11 protein-coding genes and 1 tRNA gene are annotated in these 15,392 nt (G+C 72.1%); 5 read left to right on the plus strand and 7 right to left on the minus strand.

The window, feature by feature from the left end:
* Positions 1-82: 82 nt before the first annotated feature.
* Entirely contained in the window at positions 83-1,060 is a 978-nt protein-coding gene (locus ACFVSN_RS14795) for a LysR family transcriptional regulator (protein ID WP_387955339.1), read from the plus strand.
* A gap of 15 nt (positions 1,061-1,075) precedes the next feature.
* On the opposite strand, the gene ACFVSN_RS14800 is transcribed toward ACFVSN_RS14795, so the two are convergent.
* The 3 genes from ACFVSN_RS14800 to ACFVSN_RS14810 form a co-directional block, all read right to left on the minus strand.
* The gene (locus ACFVSN_RS14800) at positions 1,076-2,263 is read right to left on the minus strand and encodes a serine hydrolase domain-containing protein (RefSeq protein ID WP_387955341.1); all 1,188 of its coding nucleotides are present in this window, start codon (positions 2,261-2,263) and stop codon (positions 1,076-1,078) included.
* A 113-nt stretch (positions 2,264-2,376) separates the two neighbouring features.
* Positions 2,377-3,312 carry a hypothetical protein gene (locus tag ACFVSN_RS14805; protein WP_387955343.1) on the minus strand — a complete coding sequence of 312 codons (936 nt, stop codon included), beginning with the start codon at positions 3,310-3,312 and terminating at the stop codon, positions 2,377-2,379.
* Positions 3,309-3,830, minus strand: a complete 522-nt coding sequence (locus tag ACFVSN_RS14810) for a SigE family RNA polymerase sigma factor (RefSeq protein ID WP_380440673.1) — start codon at positions 3,828-3,830, stop codon at positions 3,309-3,311. Before ACFVSN_RS14810 ends, ACFVSN_RS14805 begins: the two co-directional genes overlap by 4 nt.
* Before the next feature lie 199 nt (positions 3,831-4,029).
* On the opposite strand from ACFVSN_RS14810, the gene hrpA reads away from it, so the two are divergent.
* Positions 4,030-8,013 carry an ATP-dependent RNA helicase HrpA gene (gene hrpA, locus ACFVSN_RS14815; protein ID WP_380440675.1) on the plus strand — a complete coding sequence of 1,328 codons (3,984 nt, stop codon included), beginning with the start codon at positions 4,030-4,032 and terminating at the stop codon, positions 8,011-8,013.
* Positions 8,014-8,133: 120 nt separating this feature from the next.
* Positions 8,134-8,207 (plus strand) — tRNA-Asp (locus ACFVSN_RS14820).
* A 349-nt stretch (positions 8,208-8,556) separates the two neighbouring features.
* Here ACFVSN_RS14820 and bldC read toward each other — a convergent pair.
* Both bldC and ACFVSN_RS14830 read right to left on the minus strand, forming a co-directional pair.
* Positions 8,557-8,763 (minus strand): developmental transcriptional regulator BldC, encoded by a 207-nt coding sequence (bldC, locus tag ACFVSN_RS14825; RefSeq protein ID WP_014137253.1) that lies wholly within the window; start codon positions 8,761-8,763, stop codon positions 8,557-8,559.
* A 497-nt stretch (positions 8,764-9,260) separates the two neighbouring features.
* Positions 9,261-10,169: a hypothetical protein gene (locus tag ACFVSN_RS14830; protein WP_380440677.1), complete on the minus strand. Its 909-nt coding sequence runs from the start codon at positions 10,167-10,169 to the stop codon at positions 9,261-9,263.
* Between the two features lie 198 nt (positions 10,170-10,367).
* On the opposite strand from ACFVSN_RS14830, the gene ACFVSN_RS14835 reads away from it, so the two are divergent.
* Together ACFVSN_RS14835 and ACFVSN_RS14840 are read left to right on the plus strand one after the other, a co-directional pair.
* Complete coding sequence (locus ACFVSN_RS14835) at positions 10,368-11,525, plus strand: Glu/Leu/Phe/Val dehydrogenase dimerization domain-containing protein (RefSeq protein ID WP_387955346.1); 1,158 nt, start codon at positions 10,368-10,370, stop codon at positions 11,523-11,525.
* 395 nt (positions 11,526-11,920) lie between these two features.
* Positions 11,921-12,178: a DUF3073 domain-containing protein gene (locus ACFVSN_RS14840; protein ID WP_280674041.1), complete on the plus strand. Its 258-nt coding sequence runs from the start codon at positions 11,921-11,923 to the stop codon at positions 12,176-12,178.
* Between the two features lie 180 nt (positions 12,179-12,358).
* Here ACFVSN_RS14840 and purM read toward each other — a convergent pair whose 3' ends face one another.
* Positions 12,359-13,444 carry a phosphoribosylformylglycinamidine cyclo-ligase gene (gene purM, locus ACFVSN_RS14845; protein WP_380440681.1) on the minus strand — a complete coding sequence of 362 codons (1,086 nt, stop codon included), beginning with the start codon at positions 13,442-13,444 and terminating at the stop codon, positions 12,359-12,361.
* Positions 13,445-13,591: 147 nt separating this feature from the next.
* A complete protein-coding gene (gene purF / locus ACFVSN_RS14850) occupies positions 13,592-15,172 on the minus strand; it encodes an amidophosphoribosyltransferase (RefSeq protein ID WP_380440683.1) in 1,581 nt (526 codons plus the stop codon).
* Between the last annotated feature and the right edge of the window lie 220 nt (positions 15,173-15,392).

The raw sequence follows: 15,392 nt of genomic DNA on the forward strand, positions 1-15,392 counted from the left end.
CGCCGCCGACAACGGGCGGTTGTCGTCCGGGGAACGGCGGCACCCGGCCTGAGCCGAGAGACACGCCCTAAGCTGACGCCTCATGGATCTTGATCTCGCGCAGGTGCGGGCGTTCGTGGCCGCCGCCGAGGAGGCGCACTTCGGGCGGGCGGCGGGGCGGCTCGGGGTCAGCCAGCAGGCGCTGTCGAAGCGGGTGGCCCGGCTGGAGGGCGCCCTCGGGGTGCGGCTGCTGGACCGGGACGCCCGGGGCGTGGGCCTCACCGAGGAGGGCCGGCGGTTCCTGGAGCCGGCCCGGCGGGTGCTCGACCAGGGGGACCGGGCGGTGGCGGCGGTGACGTGCGCCGCCCGGCCGCTGCGGATCGACGTCTGGGGGCACCTGTTCGCGCCGATGCGCACCGTCGCGCAGGCGCTGGACGGCGCGCCGGGGCTGGAGGTGGAGCCGGTGCCCGGCCGGGACCTGCCGTCGGTCGCGGCGGCGCTGCTGCGCGGGGAGTCGGACGCGGGCTTCGGCCGGGTGCACCCGCTGCCGGAGGGCCGGGACGCGGGGCTGACGCACCGGCTGGTGCGGCTGGAGCCGGTGGACGTGCTGCTGTCGGCCGGCCACCCGCTGGCCGGCCGGGACGTGCTGCGCCCGGCCGACCTGCGCGGCAGCGTGCTGCGCTACCCGGCGGCGGTGGACCGGCTGGACTTCCTGACCAGGTTCGCGGACCGGTTCGGCATCGAGCGGCGGGCCGGCTCGACCAACCTGGGGCTGGAGCACTTCGTCGAGCAGGTCCGCGCCGCCCCGGACTGCTTCTCCCTCGTCCCCGCCGACGTCCCGCTCCCGGACCGTCTGGGTGTGCGGACCGTCCCGCTGGTCGAGCCGACGCCGCTGTACGCGTGGTCGCTGCTTTGGCGCGCCGAGGGCGGCCCGGGTGACGGCGCGGCCGCCGACCAGCACCCCCGGCTCCAGCCGCTGCTGCGGGCGTTCGCCGAGGAGGCGCGGCGCAGCAGGTGGCTGGAGTACGACCCGGCCCGCGACTGGCTGCCGGACCCGGACGAGGCCGCGCTCATCCCGTAGGACCCCCTGGCCCCGTCACGCCACCGCCTGGTACGCGAGCACCTCGAAGTCCCGTGCGACCGCGGGCGGGGTGGGGCCGTCGAACATGCGCTGGGTGAGCAGGATGCCCGTCAGCCGCTCCTTCGGGTCGTTGAACCAGGTGGTGCCGAGGCCGCCGTCCCAGCCGTAGCGGCCGGGGGTGGGCAGGCCGTCGCGGGTGGTGGCGACGGAGACGCCGAAGCCCCAGCCGGTGAGCTCGTCGCGGCCCAGCAGCGGTGCGGAGGCGGTGAGTTGGGCGGGGGTGAGCTGGTTGGTGGTCATCAGCTCGACGGTGGGGCGGGAGAGGATCCGGACGTCTCCGTGGGTGCCGCCGGCGAGGAGCATCCGGGCGAAGGCGAGGTAGTCGTCGACGGTCGAGACGAGGTCGGCGCCGCCGTCGTCGAGGGCCGCGGGCCGGGACCAGGCGCTGTCGGCGGGGTCGTCGTAGACGACGAGGCCGCGGGCGGGGTCGTGCCAGTACTCGACGGGGAGCCGGTGCAACCGGTCGGCCGGGACGGTGAAGCCGGTGTCCCGCATGCCGAGGGGGCCGAGGACGCGCTCGCGCAGCACGTCGCCGAGGGGCTTGCCGCAGGCGCGGGCGAGCAGGATGCCGAGGACAACCGAGCCGGTGTGGTAGTGCCAGCCGGCCCCGGGCTGGTGCAGCAGGGGCAACTCGCCGAGCCGGCGCAGGAATTCGTCCGGCGCTGGGTAGTCGGCGCGCGGCGGCAGGACGTTGACGCCGCGTTCGGCCATGGCGGCGGCGATCGGGGCGCCGCTCGGCGTGGTGAGTCCGTAGCCGAGCCGGAAGGTGAGCAGGTCGCGCAGGCTGATCGGGCGGGCGGCGGGCTCGGTGTCGTCGAGCGGGCCGTCCGGCCGGCGCAGCACGCGCCGGCCGGCGAGTTCGGGCAGCAGGTCGTCGAGCGGGTCGTCGAGGCGCAGGACGCGCTCCTCGACCAGGGTGAGCGCGGCCACGGCGGTGACGGGCTTGCTCATGGACGCGATGCGGAAGATCGTGTCGCGCCGCACCGGCGCGCCGCCCCCGGCCGTGTGGCTGCCGAGGACCTCGACGTGCTCGTCGCCGTCCCGGGCGACGGCCGCCACCAGGCCGGGCACGGCACCGCGTTCGACGTGCCCGGCCAGCACCCGGTGCAGGCGCTCCAGCCGTTCCTTCGACAACCCGCTCATCGTCCACCGCCCTTCCGGACCGCTGACGGTCCGTCGATCGACTCGTCCGGCACCACGATGGCGCACGGCGGCGACGATCGGGGCGGAACGGGGCGGGAAGGGGCTGCCGCGGCTCAGTTGGTGCGGAGCCAGTGGTCGGTGGTCCGCAGCACCGAACCGTCCGCGGCGTAGGTGGTGAAGGTCTTGACGCCGGAGCCCGGCTTCGCCATGAGGCCGAACCAGCGCAGCGTGGAGTCCCCGGCCGCGACCGGCACCGCCTCGGTGGAGCCGCCGGTCGCCCAGGTGATCACGACCTTCGCCACCTCGGGCCCGACGCCGCCGGCCACCACCGGCGGGAGGCCGGACTCCGCCGCGTCCTTGAGGCCCAGCGACGTGCTCACGCCGGCGACTCCTCCCTTGTACGGTCCGCCCGGCTCGTTGACCACGTGGACGGAGTCGTCCGGCTGCCGCTTGCCGTCCACGGTGTAGTAGAGGTTCGCCAGGTCGTTGTGCGGGGCCCAGTTGCCGGCCGCGTCCTGCGGGAGCAGCGAGCGCGGGTCCGGGTCGGCGGCGGTCCGTTCCTTCCGCATCGTCTCGATCTGCCGGAGGGCGTCCTGCTCGGTGGCCGGGCCGGGCCACTCGGCGACCCAGGCCTGCCAGGTGTGGCCGTTCGCGCTGCCCTCGCCGATCTTGACGCGGATCGGGGTGAACGGGTCCCGCGCGGCCCCGGCCGGGCTGCCCGGGGCGGACGGCGTACCCGACGAAGCCGGGGAGGCGGAGGCAGCGGCAGCCGTGGAAGGAGCCGCCGCCACCGCGGCGCCGCCCGTCCCCGGCCCGTGGCCGCCGAACGCCGAGGCGACCCCGGCCACCGCGACGACCGCCGCCGCGGCCGCCGCCCCGGCCAACAGCCGACGGCACCGCAGCCGACGCCTCCCGCCGGCGACCAGCCGGTCGTACGGCACCGCGTCGGCCTCGATGCTCCCGGCCAGGTCACCCAGCGCCCACGAGGCGGCGGCCTCCTCCGCCGCCGTCGGCGCGTGCTCGTTCCCGGGCATGGACTCCGTGCTCATCTGCTACCTCCGATGGTGGTCAGTCCGTCCAGCGAGGAGGACTCCCGGAGCTTGGCCAGCCCCCTGGCCGCCTGGCTCTTCACGTTCCCGACCGAGCAGTCCATCGCCGCCGCGGTCTGGGACTCGCTGAGGTCCTCCCAGTACCGCAGCACCACCGCCTCGCGCTGGCGCGGCGGCAGGGCGGCGAGCGCGGCGAGCAGCACGGCCCGGTCGTCCGGGTCGGCCCCGGCCGGGGCGGGCCGGTCGGGCGGGGCCTCGACCAGGTACTCGGCCGGTCTGCGCCGCCGCCACCGCCGGGCGTGCTCGTTGACCAGGATCCGGCGCACGTACGCGTTCGGGTCGTCCGCCGCGCGGACCTTGTTCCAGTGCACGTACGCGCGCTCCAGCGCCTGCTGGACCAGGTCCTCGGCGCCGTGCCGGTCCCCCGCCAGCAAGTACGCCGTGCGCAGCAGCCGCGTCCACGCGCTGCCGGTGAACGCGCGGAACTCGTCGTCCCGCGCGGCCTTGTGGGCTCCCATGAGCACCTCCTCACCCCACCTGAGTCCGGAGCGCCCGGAAACCGTTGCCCGCACCCGCCCGGAATCCTCCGGGCCCGCCGTGGCGTTTCCGCACCGACCCGGCCACCCGCCGTTCGCGGATCGCCACCGGCGACTGTGACACTGGAGGGGCTCGAAAACCGAGGTGCGCGCCGCCGTGCCTCCTTGCGAACCTAGAGGGATGCCCGCAGTGAGTTCTCCCGCAGTCCAGTCCGCCGCCGCTCCCGCGGAGGGCCCCGGTATCGGCGAGCTGGCCGCCCGCCTGCCCGAGCTGACCCTGCGCGACGAGGTGCGGATCGGACGCCGGCTGGAGGGGGCCCGCCGGGTCCGCAAACCCGAGGCCCGGCAGAAGATCGCCACCGAGATCGCCGCCGACATCGAACGCGCCGAGCTGCTGGTCGAGCAGCGCCGGGGCGCCGTCCCGAAGATCACCTATCCCGCCGAGCTCCCGGTCAGCCAGAAGAAGGACGAGATCCTGGCGGCGATCCGGGACCACCAGGTGGTGATCGTCGCGGGCGAGACCGGCTCCGGCAAGACCACCCAGATCCCGAAGATCTGCCTGGAGCTCGGCCGGGGCGTGCGCGGCCTGGTGGGCCACACCCAGCCCCGCCGGATCGCGGCCCGCACGGTGGCCGAGCGCGTCGCGGAGGAGCTGCGCAGCCCGCTCGGCGAGGCCGTCGGCTGGAAGGTCCGCTTCACCGACCAGGTCGGCCAGGACACCCTGGTCAAGCTGATGACGGACGGCATCCTGCTCGCCGAGATCCAGACCGACCGGGACCTGCACCAGTACGACACCCTGATCATCGACGAGGCGCACGAACGCAGCCTCAACATCGACTTCATCCTCGGCTACGTCAAGCAGCTGCTGCCGCGCCGCCCGGACCTCAAGGTCGTGATCACCTCCGCGACCATCGACCCCGAGCGCTTCGCCCGGCACTTCAACGACGCCCCGATCATCGAGGTCTCCGGCCGGACCTACCCCGTGGAGGTCCGCTACCGCCCGATCCTCGACGAGGACGCCGAGGACGACTCCACCGACGCCGACCGCGACCGGGACCAGATCCAGGCGATCTGCGAGGCCGCCCAGGAGCTCCAGGCCGAGGGGCCGGGCGACATCCTGGTCTTCCTCTCCGGCGAGCGCGAGATCCGCGACACCGCCGACGCGCTCACCCGCCTGAAGCTGAAGTCCACCGAGATCCTGCCGCTGTACGCCCGGCTGAGCTCGGCCGAGCAGCACCGGGTGTTCCAGCGCTCCGGCAGCCGCCGGATCGTGCTGGCCACCAACGTCGCCGAGACCTCGCTGACCGTCCCCGGCATCAAGTACGTGATCGACCCGGGCACCGCCCGCATCTCCCGCTACAGCCACCGCACCAAGGTGCAGCGGCTGCCGATCGAGGCGGTCAGCCAGGCCAGCGCCAACCAGCGCAAGGGCCGCTGCGGGCGCACCTCGGACGGCATCTGCATCCGGCTGTACTCGGAGGAGGACTTCCTCTCCCGGCCGGAGTTCACCGACGCCGAGATCCTGCGCACCAACCTGGCCTCGGTCATCCTGCAGATGACGGCCGCCGGCCTCGGCGACATCGCCGCGTTCCCGTTCCTGGACCCGCCGGACTCGCGCAACATCAAGGACGGCGTGCACCTGCTGCACGAGCTCGGCGCCCTGGACCCGGACGAGAAGGACCCGCGCAAGCGCCTCACCGCGCTCGGCCGCAAGCTGGCGCAGCTCCCGGTGGACCCGCGGATGGCCCGCATGGTGCTGGAGGCGGACAAGAACGGCTGCGTGCGCGACGTCATGGTGATCGCCGCCGCGCTGTCCATCCAGGACCCGCGCGAGCGCCCCACCGAGAAGCGCCAGGCCGCCGACGACCGGCACCGCCGGTTCACCTCGGAGACCTCCGACTTCCTCTCCTACCTGGCGATGTGGCGCTACGTCCGGGAGCAGCAGAAGGAGCTCTCGTCCTCGGCCTTCCGCCGCATGTGCAAGGCGGAGTTCCTCAACTACCTGCGCATACGGGAGTGGCAGGACATCTACACCCAGCTGCGCACGGTGGCGAAGCAGTTGGGGGTGACGATCGAGGAGCCGCATCCGGACGCCGAGCCGGACGCGGACCGGATCCACCAGTCGCTGCTCGCCGGGCTGCTCTCCCACATCGGCCTGTTCGACGTGGAGAAGCGCGAGTACGGCGGCGCGCGCGGCGCCCGGTTCGCGGTCTTCCCGGGCTCCGGCCTGTTCAAGAAGCCGCCGCGCTGGGTGATGTCGGCCGAGCTGGTCGAGACGTCCCGGCTGTGGGCCAGGATCAACGCGAAGATCGAGCCGGAGTGGGTCGAGCCGCTGGCCGGCCACCTGCTCAAGCGCAGCTACAGCGAGCCGCACTGGGAGAAGAAGGCCGGCGCCGTCCTCGGCTACGAGCGGGTGACGCTCTACGGGATGCCGATCGTCGCCCAGCGCAAGATCAACTACGGGAAGATCGACCCGGAGCTGTGCCGCGAGCTGTTCATCCGCAACGCGCTGGTGGAGGGCGACTGGGAGACCCACCACAAGTTCTTCGCGGAGAACCGCAGGCTGCTCGGCGAGGTCGAGGAGCTGGAGAACCGGGCCCGCCGGCGCGACATCCTGGTCGACGACCAGACCCTCTTCGACTTCTACGACGCCCGGCTGCCCGAGGACGTCGTCTCCACCCGGCACTTCGACGCGTGGTGGAAGAAGGCCCGGCACGAGCAGCCGGACCTGCTCAGCTTCGAGAAGTCGATGCTGATCAACGACGCCGCGGACGGCGTCACCGAGGCCGACTACCCGGACCACTGGCAGCAGGGCAAGCTCCGCTTCACGCTGACCTACCAGTTCGAACCGGGCAGCGACGCGGACGGCGTGACCGTCCACATCCCGCTGCCGGTGCTCAACCAGGTCACCGCGGAGGGCTTCGACTGGCAGATCCCGGGCCTGCGCGAGGAGCTCGTCACCGCGTGGATCAAGTCGCTGCCGAAGGCGGTCCGGCGCAACTTCGTGCCCGCGCCGGACTTCGCCAAGGCCGCGCTGCGCGCGGTGAAGGACCGCCAGGAGCCGTTGCTCCCGTCCCTGGAGCACGCGCTCAAGCGCCTGACGGCCGTGACCGTCCCGCCGGAGGCCTGGGACGACGACCGGGTGCCGGACCACCTCAAGGTCACCTTCCGGGTCGTGGACGGCCGCCGCAAGCTCGCCGAGTCCAAGGACCTGGAGGAACTGCGGCTGCGGCTCAAGCCGAAGCTCAAGGAGACGCTGTCCTCGGCGGCCTCCGGCCAGGGCATCGAGCAGGGCGGGCTGACCGCCTGGCCGGCCGGCCTGCCGGTGCTCCAGCGCACGTTCGAGCAGCGCTCGCGCGGCCACTCGCTGCGCGCCTACCCGGCGCTGGTGGACGAGGGGCAGTCGGTCGGTGTGAAGCTGTTCGACACCCCGGAGGCCCAGGAGCGGGCGATGTGGGACGGCACCAGGCGGCTGCTGATGCTGACCACCAACTCGCCGGCCAAGTCGATCCAGGGCCGCCTGGGCAACCAGGCCAAGCTGGCGCTCTCGCACAGCCCGCACGGCTCGATCACCGCCCTGTTCGAGGACGTGGTGGCCTGCGCGACGGACCGCCTGATGACCCTGGGCGGCGGCCCGGCCTGGGACGAGGCGGCCTTCGGCAAGCTGCACGACAAGGTGCGCGCGGACCTGTACGACCTGTCCGCGGACGCCACGCTGAAGACGGCCACCGCGCTGATCGCCTTCCACAAGGCCTCGACCCGGCTGCGGACGGTCGGCAGCCCGGTGCTGCTGAACGCGGTGAACGACGTCCGGCTGCACCTGGCCTCGCTCGTCCACCCGGGCTTCGTGACGGACACCGGCTGGCAGCGCCTGCCGGACCTCAAGCGCTACCTGCTGGCGGTGGACCGCCGGCTGGAGGCGCTGCCCAACCACCCGCAGCGGGACGCCCAGCAGCTGCTGAAGGTCCAGCAGGTGCAGCAGGCCTACGGGGAGCTGCTGGCGGCCGTCCCGGCCGGGCGGCAGCCGTCCGCGGAGGTCCGGGCCATCCGCTGGATGATCGAGGAGCTGCGGGTCAGCTTCTTCGCGCAGTCGCTGGGCACGCCGACCCCGGTGTCGGAGAAGCGGATCATGAAGGCGATGGAGGCGGCGCGGGCCGCGCTCTGAGTTCCCGCCGGTGGCCGGGGGTGGGGCCCTCAGGAGCCAGTTCGACCTGGGGGCCCACCATGGGCTACGATCTGTCTTGTTCGCAGCGCGGCAAGCGAGTGAACGAGATCAGAAAACTCTGGTCCCGTGGAGCAGTTGGTTAGCTCGCCACCCTGTCAAGGTGGAGGTCGCGGGTTCAAGTCCCGTCGGGATCGCCGCAGTGCGAGAGGCCCGGAACCGTTCAGGTTCCGGGCCTCTCGCGTTTTGGGCGCACGCCCCCTTACCCCGCACTTGGTCTGGACCACAAGTGACGGAGCGCGTGACGGTCGTCACTTACGTTTTCCCCACAACCGGCGCGGCACGACCTCGCTCGGAAGCCACTAATTTAATATGTAAAATTGTACAGTTATTCACTGTAAATCCCCCCCGCCCCATGGGCATCAAATCGTTATCCGGAGTTCAACATTCCGACAGATCGGCGACCGGCCCCGGGCATGGCAAAGGGGCTGCTTACCGGACCCGGCGGAGTCCGGTAAGCAGCCCCTTTAAAGAGCCTTCGGCCTATCAGGCCTCGGTGCGCTGGGCGGGAATCCCGGCCAGCAGTGCGCGCACCTCCGCCTCGCGGTAACGGCGGTGACCGCCGAGCGTGCGAATCGACGTCAGCTTGCCCGCCTTGGCCCAGCGGGTGACCGTCTTCGGGTCCACGCGGAACATGGTGGCAACCTCTGCCGGCGTCAGCAGCGGCTCAGCATCAGGGGTACGAGCGGTCATGAGCGGCCTCCTCGGGAGAACCGAACCAGGGCGGTTCTATCCTTCAAATTCTGCACCTTGGCCCGCGATGCCCGAAATGGCATAGACGGGCCGAGTCGGTTATAGGACGAACGGCTTGTCCTGGTGTCTACAACTACACCATCCGTCCAGCCCTATCGACCAAACCGCCAAAATTGACCCCTCACGGGTTCAAGGCCGACGGATGGCGATGGACCACCCCATAACGGACAGTCACACGCCAGTGACATCCGGTTACGAGGGGACCAGACCCTCCGTTTCCCCGCAAAGCGCGCATCGACTCCAGAACCACCCAAAAGTGGGCACGCTCGCGTGGAGTTGGGCTGGTTGTCCCATTTTTGCACATAGGGGTAAGTTCGCGTCAACGGTGAGTAGTGTCACGTTCGACAGGTATTGACCCGAACCGGGACCTTCGTCATGCGGCTCGGGCCGAAGGACCCTTCCAGTCATACACGGGCGCTCGGACGCCAGTTCGCCCGCTAGTTCGCGTACCGCAGCGCCAGGACGCGCCGCCAGCGCACCGTCAGCTCCCCGTACACCCGCAGCGCCTCCGCGTCGTCCCCCGCCCGCAGCGCCCGCAGGCCGTCCTCCAGCTCCCCCGCCGAACGGTCCGCCAACAACCGCTCCGGTCCCAGCAGATGCACCAGCCCCCCGTAGTCCAGCTCCACCAGCGAACGCGGATGGAACTCCTCCAGCCACCGCCCGACCTGCTCGGCCCCCCGCACCAGCTCCCCCTCCGGAACCGCCTCGCGCAACGCCCGGTAGGCCCGGGCCACCCGTCGGCGCGCCTGCGACATCGGCGTCAAGTAGAACAGCGCCGGCGCCCGGTGCCCCGCCCCCTCCCCCTTATCCCCCGCTTCCGCCGGAACGAAGCAGCGGTCCTCCTCCCCGAACGGCAGGAACCACCGCACCGGCACCTCCCACCGGCTGGTGAGGATCCACGGCCGGGCGTCCGGGTGCTCGGCCCGCCAGCGCTCCCGGTCCGCCTCCGCGGCGGCCCGCGCCACCGGCGGCAGCGCGGTGTCCAGCAGCGCCACCGGAGTCCCCGCCCGCAGCTCCTCCAGCGCCTGCCAGCTGCGCAGCCTGGTCGCCCACGGGCAGACGTAGAGGACGCCGTCCACCAGCCGCACGAAGGCCCGCTCGCTCTCGCGCTCGGGCAGTGCCCGGGGCGTGCGCCCGACCAGCCCGGCGAGCGCCTCGCGCTGCTCCGCCAGCACCGCCTCGGCCACCGGCCGGGCGGCCTCCGCGGCGTCCGGACCGTGCTGCGCCGCGTACGCCTGCCAACGCGCCCGCTCGGGCTCCGGATAGGCGGCCAGCGGCTCGTAGACCCGCAGGTGGGCGGCGTACGGCGGCTGTACGGAAGTACGGACGACGGTCACGTCCTGCATGGTCGCACGCGGGGCGCGGCGCCGGGAGGGCGCGCCCCCGAACGGTTCGCGCCCGCACTCCGGGGGCCCTCCCGTCTCACCCCTCGGACAACCGGCACAAGCTCGGACAAGAGGGCCGATCGTCGACGGGCACGCGACTACGCTTCGCCTTAGGCGCCCGCACCACAGCAGCGGGCCTTCGATACTGGAGTCACCACAGTGACCGACGTACAGACATCCGCCACGCACCCCGCACCCGGCGTGCTCAGCAGGATCTTCCGTACCGAGCAGGACGGCGCCCCCGGCGACGGCCACGAGCAGGTCGTCCTCTGCCACGACCGCAGCTCCGGGCTCAAGGCGATCATCGCCATCCACTCCACCGCGCTGGGCCCCGCCCTCGGCGGCACCCGCTTCTTCCCGTACGCCTCCGAGGAGGCGGCCCTGGAGGACGCGCTGAACCTGTCCCGCGGGATGTCCTACAAGAACGCGCTCGCCGGGCTCGACCTCGGCGGCGGCAAGGCCGTCATCATCGGCGACCCGAACAAGGACAAGAACGAGGCGATGCTCCGGGCCTACGGCCGCTTCGTCGAGTCCCTGCGCGGCCGCTACATCACCGCCTGCGACGTGGGCACCTACGTGCAGGACATGGACGTCATCGCCCGCGAGACCGGCTTCGTGACGGGCAGCTCGCCCGAGCACGGCGGCGCCGGCGACTCCTCCATCCTGACCGCCTTCGGCGTCTTCCAGGGCATGCGCGCCAGCGCCCAGGCCCGCTGGGGCCAGCCGACCCTGCGCGGCAAGCGGGTCGGCGTCGCGGGCGTCGGCAAGGTCGGCCACTACCTGGTCGGCCACCTCGTCGCGGACGGCGCCACCGTGGTCGTCACCGACCCGTTCGAGGCCGCGGTCAACCGCGTCCGCGCCGCCCACCCGGAGGTGGAGGTCGTCGCCGACACCACCGCCCTGCTCCAGGCGAAGCTGGACGTCTACGCCCCCTGCGCGCTCGGCGGCGCCCTGACCGACGACGTCGTCGCCGCGCTCGGCGAGTCCGGCACCTCGATCGTCTGCGGCGCGGCCAACAACCAGCTGTCCCACGCGGGCGTCGAGAAGGACCTCGCCGACCGCGGGATCCTCTACGCCCCGGACTACCTGGTGAACTCCGGCGGCGTCATCCAGGTCGCCGACGAGATCGACGGCTTCAACTTCGAGCGGGCCAAGAACAAGGCCACGAAGATCTTCGACACCACCCTGGAGATCTTCACCCGGGCCGCCGCCGACGGCGTCCCGCCGGCGGTCGCCGCCGACCGCCTGGCCGAGAAGCGGATGCGCGAGATCAGCGCGCTGCGCACGGTCCTGCTCCCGGGCGCCCGCCGCGCCTGATCCGGCCCCGTCCGGAGCCGATCCGGTCACTCCGTGCGCGGGGGACGGTCCTCCTCCGTCCCCCGCGCATCACGATGTGGAACCGGATTCTCACTTCTGCGCCCGAACGGGTGATCCGAGGTCCCCCTTGGGGGGATAATCGATCCCGGAACGACGGACCTCAGACACCTCCGGACAGCGCGCAAACCGCCGCAAAACCTCCCTTGACCTGGGAAGACCTGGTCGCGGGTGCGGTCGGTGCGCGCCACGTCACACCGACGACGTACCGTCCAGCGGCGGAAACAGGTACCGTTAATGCTCCAAGGGACGGTCCTCCCCATTCGGGCAGGCCGGTCCTGATCATGAACACGTGTCAGACTCGGGGCCGTGAGCCCCATCGTTGAGGGGGTCGACCCATGGGGCGCGGCCGGGCCAAGGCCAAGCAGACGAAGGTCGCCCGCGAGCTGAAGTACAACAGCGGCGGGTTCGACGCTAACCGTCTGTCCAACGAGCTGGGCGTATCGCCGTCCACCGCTTCGATCGACCCCGAGCCGATCGAGGAGGAAGAGGACGACGACCCGTACGCGGAGTACGCCGCCCGCTACGCCGACCTCGACGACGAGGACGACACCGAGCCGGGCACCGGGCCGTCGCAGGCCTCCCGCCGCTCGTAACCGCCGTACCGCCGGACCGGTCCGGGCGCCCCAGGGCGCCGGGCCGGTCTTCGGCGTTCCCCCTGACGGGCCGTCGGCCGCCGGCGGCCCGGGGACGCGAGAGGGCCCCTCCGGCGCACCGGAGGGGCCCTCTCGTCACATCTGACACACCTGGCGCGCCGGGGGCGCGGTGAGCCGGTCTCAGCCCGCCGTGAAGCCCTCGTAGGCGTTGTAGAGGGCCGCGCCGCCGTCGTGCTCGTCGGTGCGGTCGACGATGTCGCCCAGCAGCCAGGCCTCGACGCCGCGGTCCTCCAGGATCGACAGCACGACGTCCACCGAGTGCGGCGGGACGACCGCGACCATGCCGACGCCCATGTTGAGCGTCTTCTCGATCTCCAGGGTGCTCACCTTGCCGACCTCGGCGACGGTCTGGAAGACCGGCAGCGGGGTCCAGGTGCCGCGGTCCAGGCGGGCGTGCAGGCCGGCCGGGATGACCCGGGCCAGGTTGGCCGCCAGACCGCCGCCGGTGACGTGCGAGAAGGCGTGGACCTCGGTGGCGCGGGTGAGCGCCAGGCAGTCCAGCGAGTAGATCCGGGTCGGCTCCAGCAGCTCCTCGCCGAGGGTGCGGCCGAACTCCTCGACCTTGCGGTCCAGCTGCCAGCCGGCCTGGTTCAGCAGGACGTGGCGGACCAGCGAGTAGCCGTTGGAGTGCAGGCCGGAGGCGGCCATCGCGATCACCACGTCGCCGGCCCGCACGCGCTCGGCGCCGAGCAGCGCGTCCGCCTCGACGACGCCGGTGCCGGCGCCCGCGACGTCGTACTCGTCCGGGCCGAGCAGGCCCGGGTGCTCGGCGGTCTCGCCGCCCACCAGGGCGCAGCCGGCCAGCGCGCAGCCCTCGGCGATGCCCTTGACGATCGCGGCGACGCGCTCCGGGACGACCTTGCCGACGCAGATGTAGTCGGTCATGAACAGCGGCTCGGCGCCGCACACGACGAGGTCGTCGACGACCATGCCGACGAGGTCGTGGCCGATGGTGTCGTGCTTGTCCATGGCGGCGGCGATGGCCACCTTGGTCCCCACGCCGTCGGTGGCCGAGGCCAGCAGCGGCCGCTCGTAGTTCTTGAAGGCGGACGCGTCGAAGAGGCCGGCGAAGCCGCCGAGACCGCCGACCACCTCGGGGCGGTTGGCCTTCTTCACCCACTGCTTCATGAGCTCGACGGCGCGGTCACCCGCCTCGATGTCGACGCCGGCGGCGGCGTAGGTGGCGCCGTCAGAGGTGTGACGCATGGCGTCTCCGTTGGGGGTGGCGGTGGGCGACGGGTGGGAGGTCACTGCGGTGCGGCCCTCTCGGGTCTGGTGGGGGTGGTTCGGTACGGCGGAAGGGGGTCGGAACGACGGTGGGGCCCCGGCTCGCGGGACCCCACCATGGTTTCGCTACGGGCGGCGCAGCGCGTCGGCCGCGCCCGCTCCGCCGAGCAGGGACTGGACGCCGTCCAGGTCGCTGCCGGTCGGCTTGCCGCGGACGGCGGGCGGCTGCTGGCCGCCCTTGATCTCGGCCTCCAGCAGGAGCTTGCCGAGCAGCGCAGGGTCGGGCAGCTCCATCGGGTACTCGCCGTCGAAGCAGGCCCGGCAGAGCTTGTCCTTGGGCTGCTTGGTGGCCTCGATCATGCCGTCGATCGAGATGTAGGAGAGCGAGTCCGCGCCGAGCGTGCGCCCGATCTCCTCGATGGTCATGCCGTTGGCGATCAGCTCCGCGCGGGTGGCGAAGTCGATGCCGAAGAAGCAGGGCCACTTCACCGGCGGCGAGGAGATCCGGATGTGGACCTCGGCGGCGCCGGCCTCGCGCAGCATCTTCACCAGCGCGCGCTGGGTGTTGCCGCGGACGATCGAGTCGTCCACGACCACCAGGCGCTTGCCCTGGATGACCTCGCGCAGCGGGTTCAGCTTGAGCCGGATGCCGAGCTGGCGGATGGTCTGGCTGGGCTGGATGAAGGTGCGGCCGACGTAGGCGTTCTTCACCAGGCCGGAGCCGTACGGGATGCCGCTGGCCTCGGCGTAGCCGATCGCGGCGGGGGTGCCGGACTCGGGCGTCGCTATCACCAGGTCGGCCTCGACCGGCGCCTCCTTCGCCAGCCGGCGGCCCATCTCCACGCGGGAGAGGTGGACGTTGCGGCCGGCGATGCTGGTGTCCGGGCGGGCCAGGTAGACGTACTCGAACACGCAGCCCTTGGGCTTCGCCTCGGCGAAGCGGGAGCTGCGCATGCCGTTCTCGTCGATGGCGATGAGCTCGCCGGGCTCGACCTCGCGGATGAACGAGGCGCCGCAGATGTCCAGCGCCGCGGTCTCGGAGGCGACCACCCAGCCGCGCTCCAGCCGGCCGAGCACCAGCGGGCGGATGCCCTGCGGGTCGCGGGCGGCGTAGAGGGTGTGCTCGTCCATGAAGACGAGCGAGAACGCGCCCTTGACCTTCGGCAGCACGACCTTGGCCGTCTCCTCGATGGAGAGGTCCGGGTGGCCGGCGAGCAGCGCGGTCACCAGGTCGGTGTCGTTGGTCGCGGCGGTCCGGCCGGAGCGGGAGACGTGCTCCTCGCCCGGCAGTTCGGCGACCATGGCCGCCAGTTCGGCGGTGTTCACCAGGTTTCCGTTGTGCCCGAGGGCCAGCGAACCGTGGACGGTCGCGCGGAAGGTCGGCTGGGCGTTCTCCCAGACCGAGGAACCGGTGGTCGAGTAGCGGGCGTGTCCGACGGCGATATGCCCGTGCAACGACCCCAGGGAGGCCTCGTCGAAGACCTGGGAGACGAGTCCCATGTCCTTGAAGACGAGAATCTGGGAGCCGTTGCTCACTGCGATGCCCGCGGATTCCTGACCGCGGTGCTGCAGGGCGTAAAGGCCGAAGAACGTGAGCTTGGCGACCTCCTCGCCGGGAGCCCAGACACCGAAGACGCCGCAAGCGTCCTGGGGGCCTTTCTCGCCGGGAAGAAGATCGTGGTTGAGTCTTCCGTCACCACGTGGCACGCCTTCGAGTCTAGGGCAGTTGGCACAGGCTTCCGGAACCCGGGATGCCGGGATTGTTGGGCGATCGTTCGGCAACGCGCGTAGACAAAACCCCTTACCGGGTGGGTATTTCGACCCGGGGGAATTTCCGCGGGCCGGGGATGGCCTTGTGGTTCGCGCCTGTTGGGGCATTCCGGGTGCGAAGAGCCGGCCCTCGGGACCGGGGCGAACGTGAGCCTGC

This window comes from Kitasatospora sp. NPDC057904 (assembly GCF_042887925.1).
GTDB lineage: Bacteria > Actinomycetota > Actinomycetes > Streptomycetales > Streptomycetaceae > Kitasatospora.

Bases quoted from the DNA above. Each gene is read 5' to 3' on its own strand.
- ACFVSN_RS14810 (WP_380440673.1), bottom strand. From the start codon at position 3,830: ATGGGAGCCCACAAGGCCGCGCGGGACGACGAGTTCCGCGCGTTCACC.
- ACFVSN_RS14800 (WP_387955341.1), bottom strand. From the start codon at position 2,263: ATGAGCGGGTTGTCGAAGGAACGGCTGGAGCGCCTGCACCGGGTGCTG.
- ACFVSN_RS14830 (WP_380440677.1), bottom strand. From the start codon at position 10,169: ATGCAGGACGTGACCGTCGTCCGTACTTCCGTACAGCCGCCGTACGCC.
- ACFVSN_RS14840 (WP_280674041.1), top strand. From the start codon at position 11,921: ATGGGGCGCGGCCGGGCCAAGGCCAAGCAGACGAAGGTCGCCCGCGAG.
- bldC (WP_014137253.1), bottom strand. From the start codon at position 8,763: ATGACCGCTCGTACCCCTGATGCTGAGCCGCTGCTGACGCCGGCAGAG.
- purM (WP_380440681.1), bottom strand. From the start codon at position 13,444: ATGCGTCACACCTCTGACGGCGCCACCTACGCCGCCGCCGGCGTCGAC.
- hrpA (WP_380440675.1), top strand. From the start codon at position 4,030: ATGCCCGCAGTGAGTTCTCCCGCAGTCCAGTCCGCCGCCGCTCCCGCG.
- ACFVSN_RS14805 (WP_387955343.1), bottom strand. From the start codon at position 3,312: ATGAGCACGGAGTCCATGCCCGGGAACGAGCACGCGCCGACGGCGGCG.
- ACFVSN_RS14795 (WP_387955339.1), top strand. From the start codon at position 83: ATGGATCTTGATCTCGCGCAGGTGCGGGCGTTCGTGGCCGCCGCCGAG.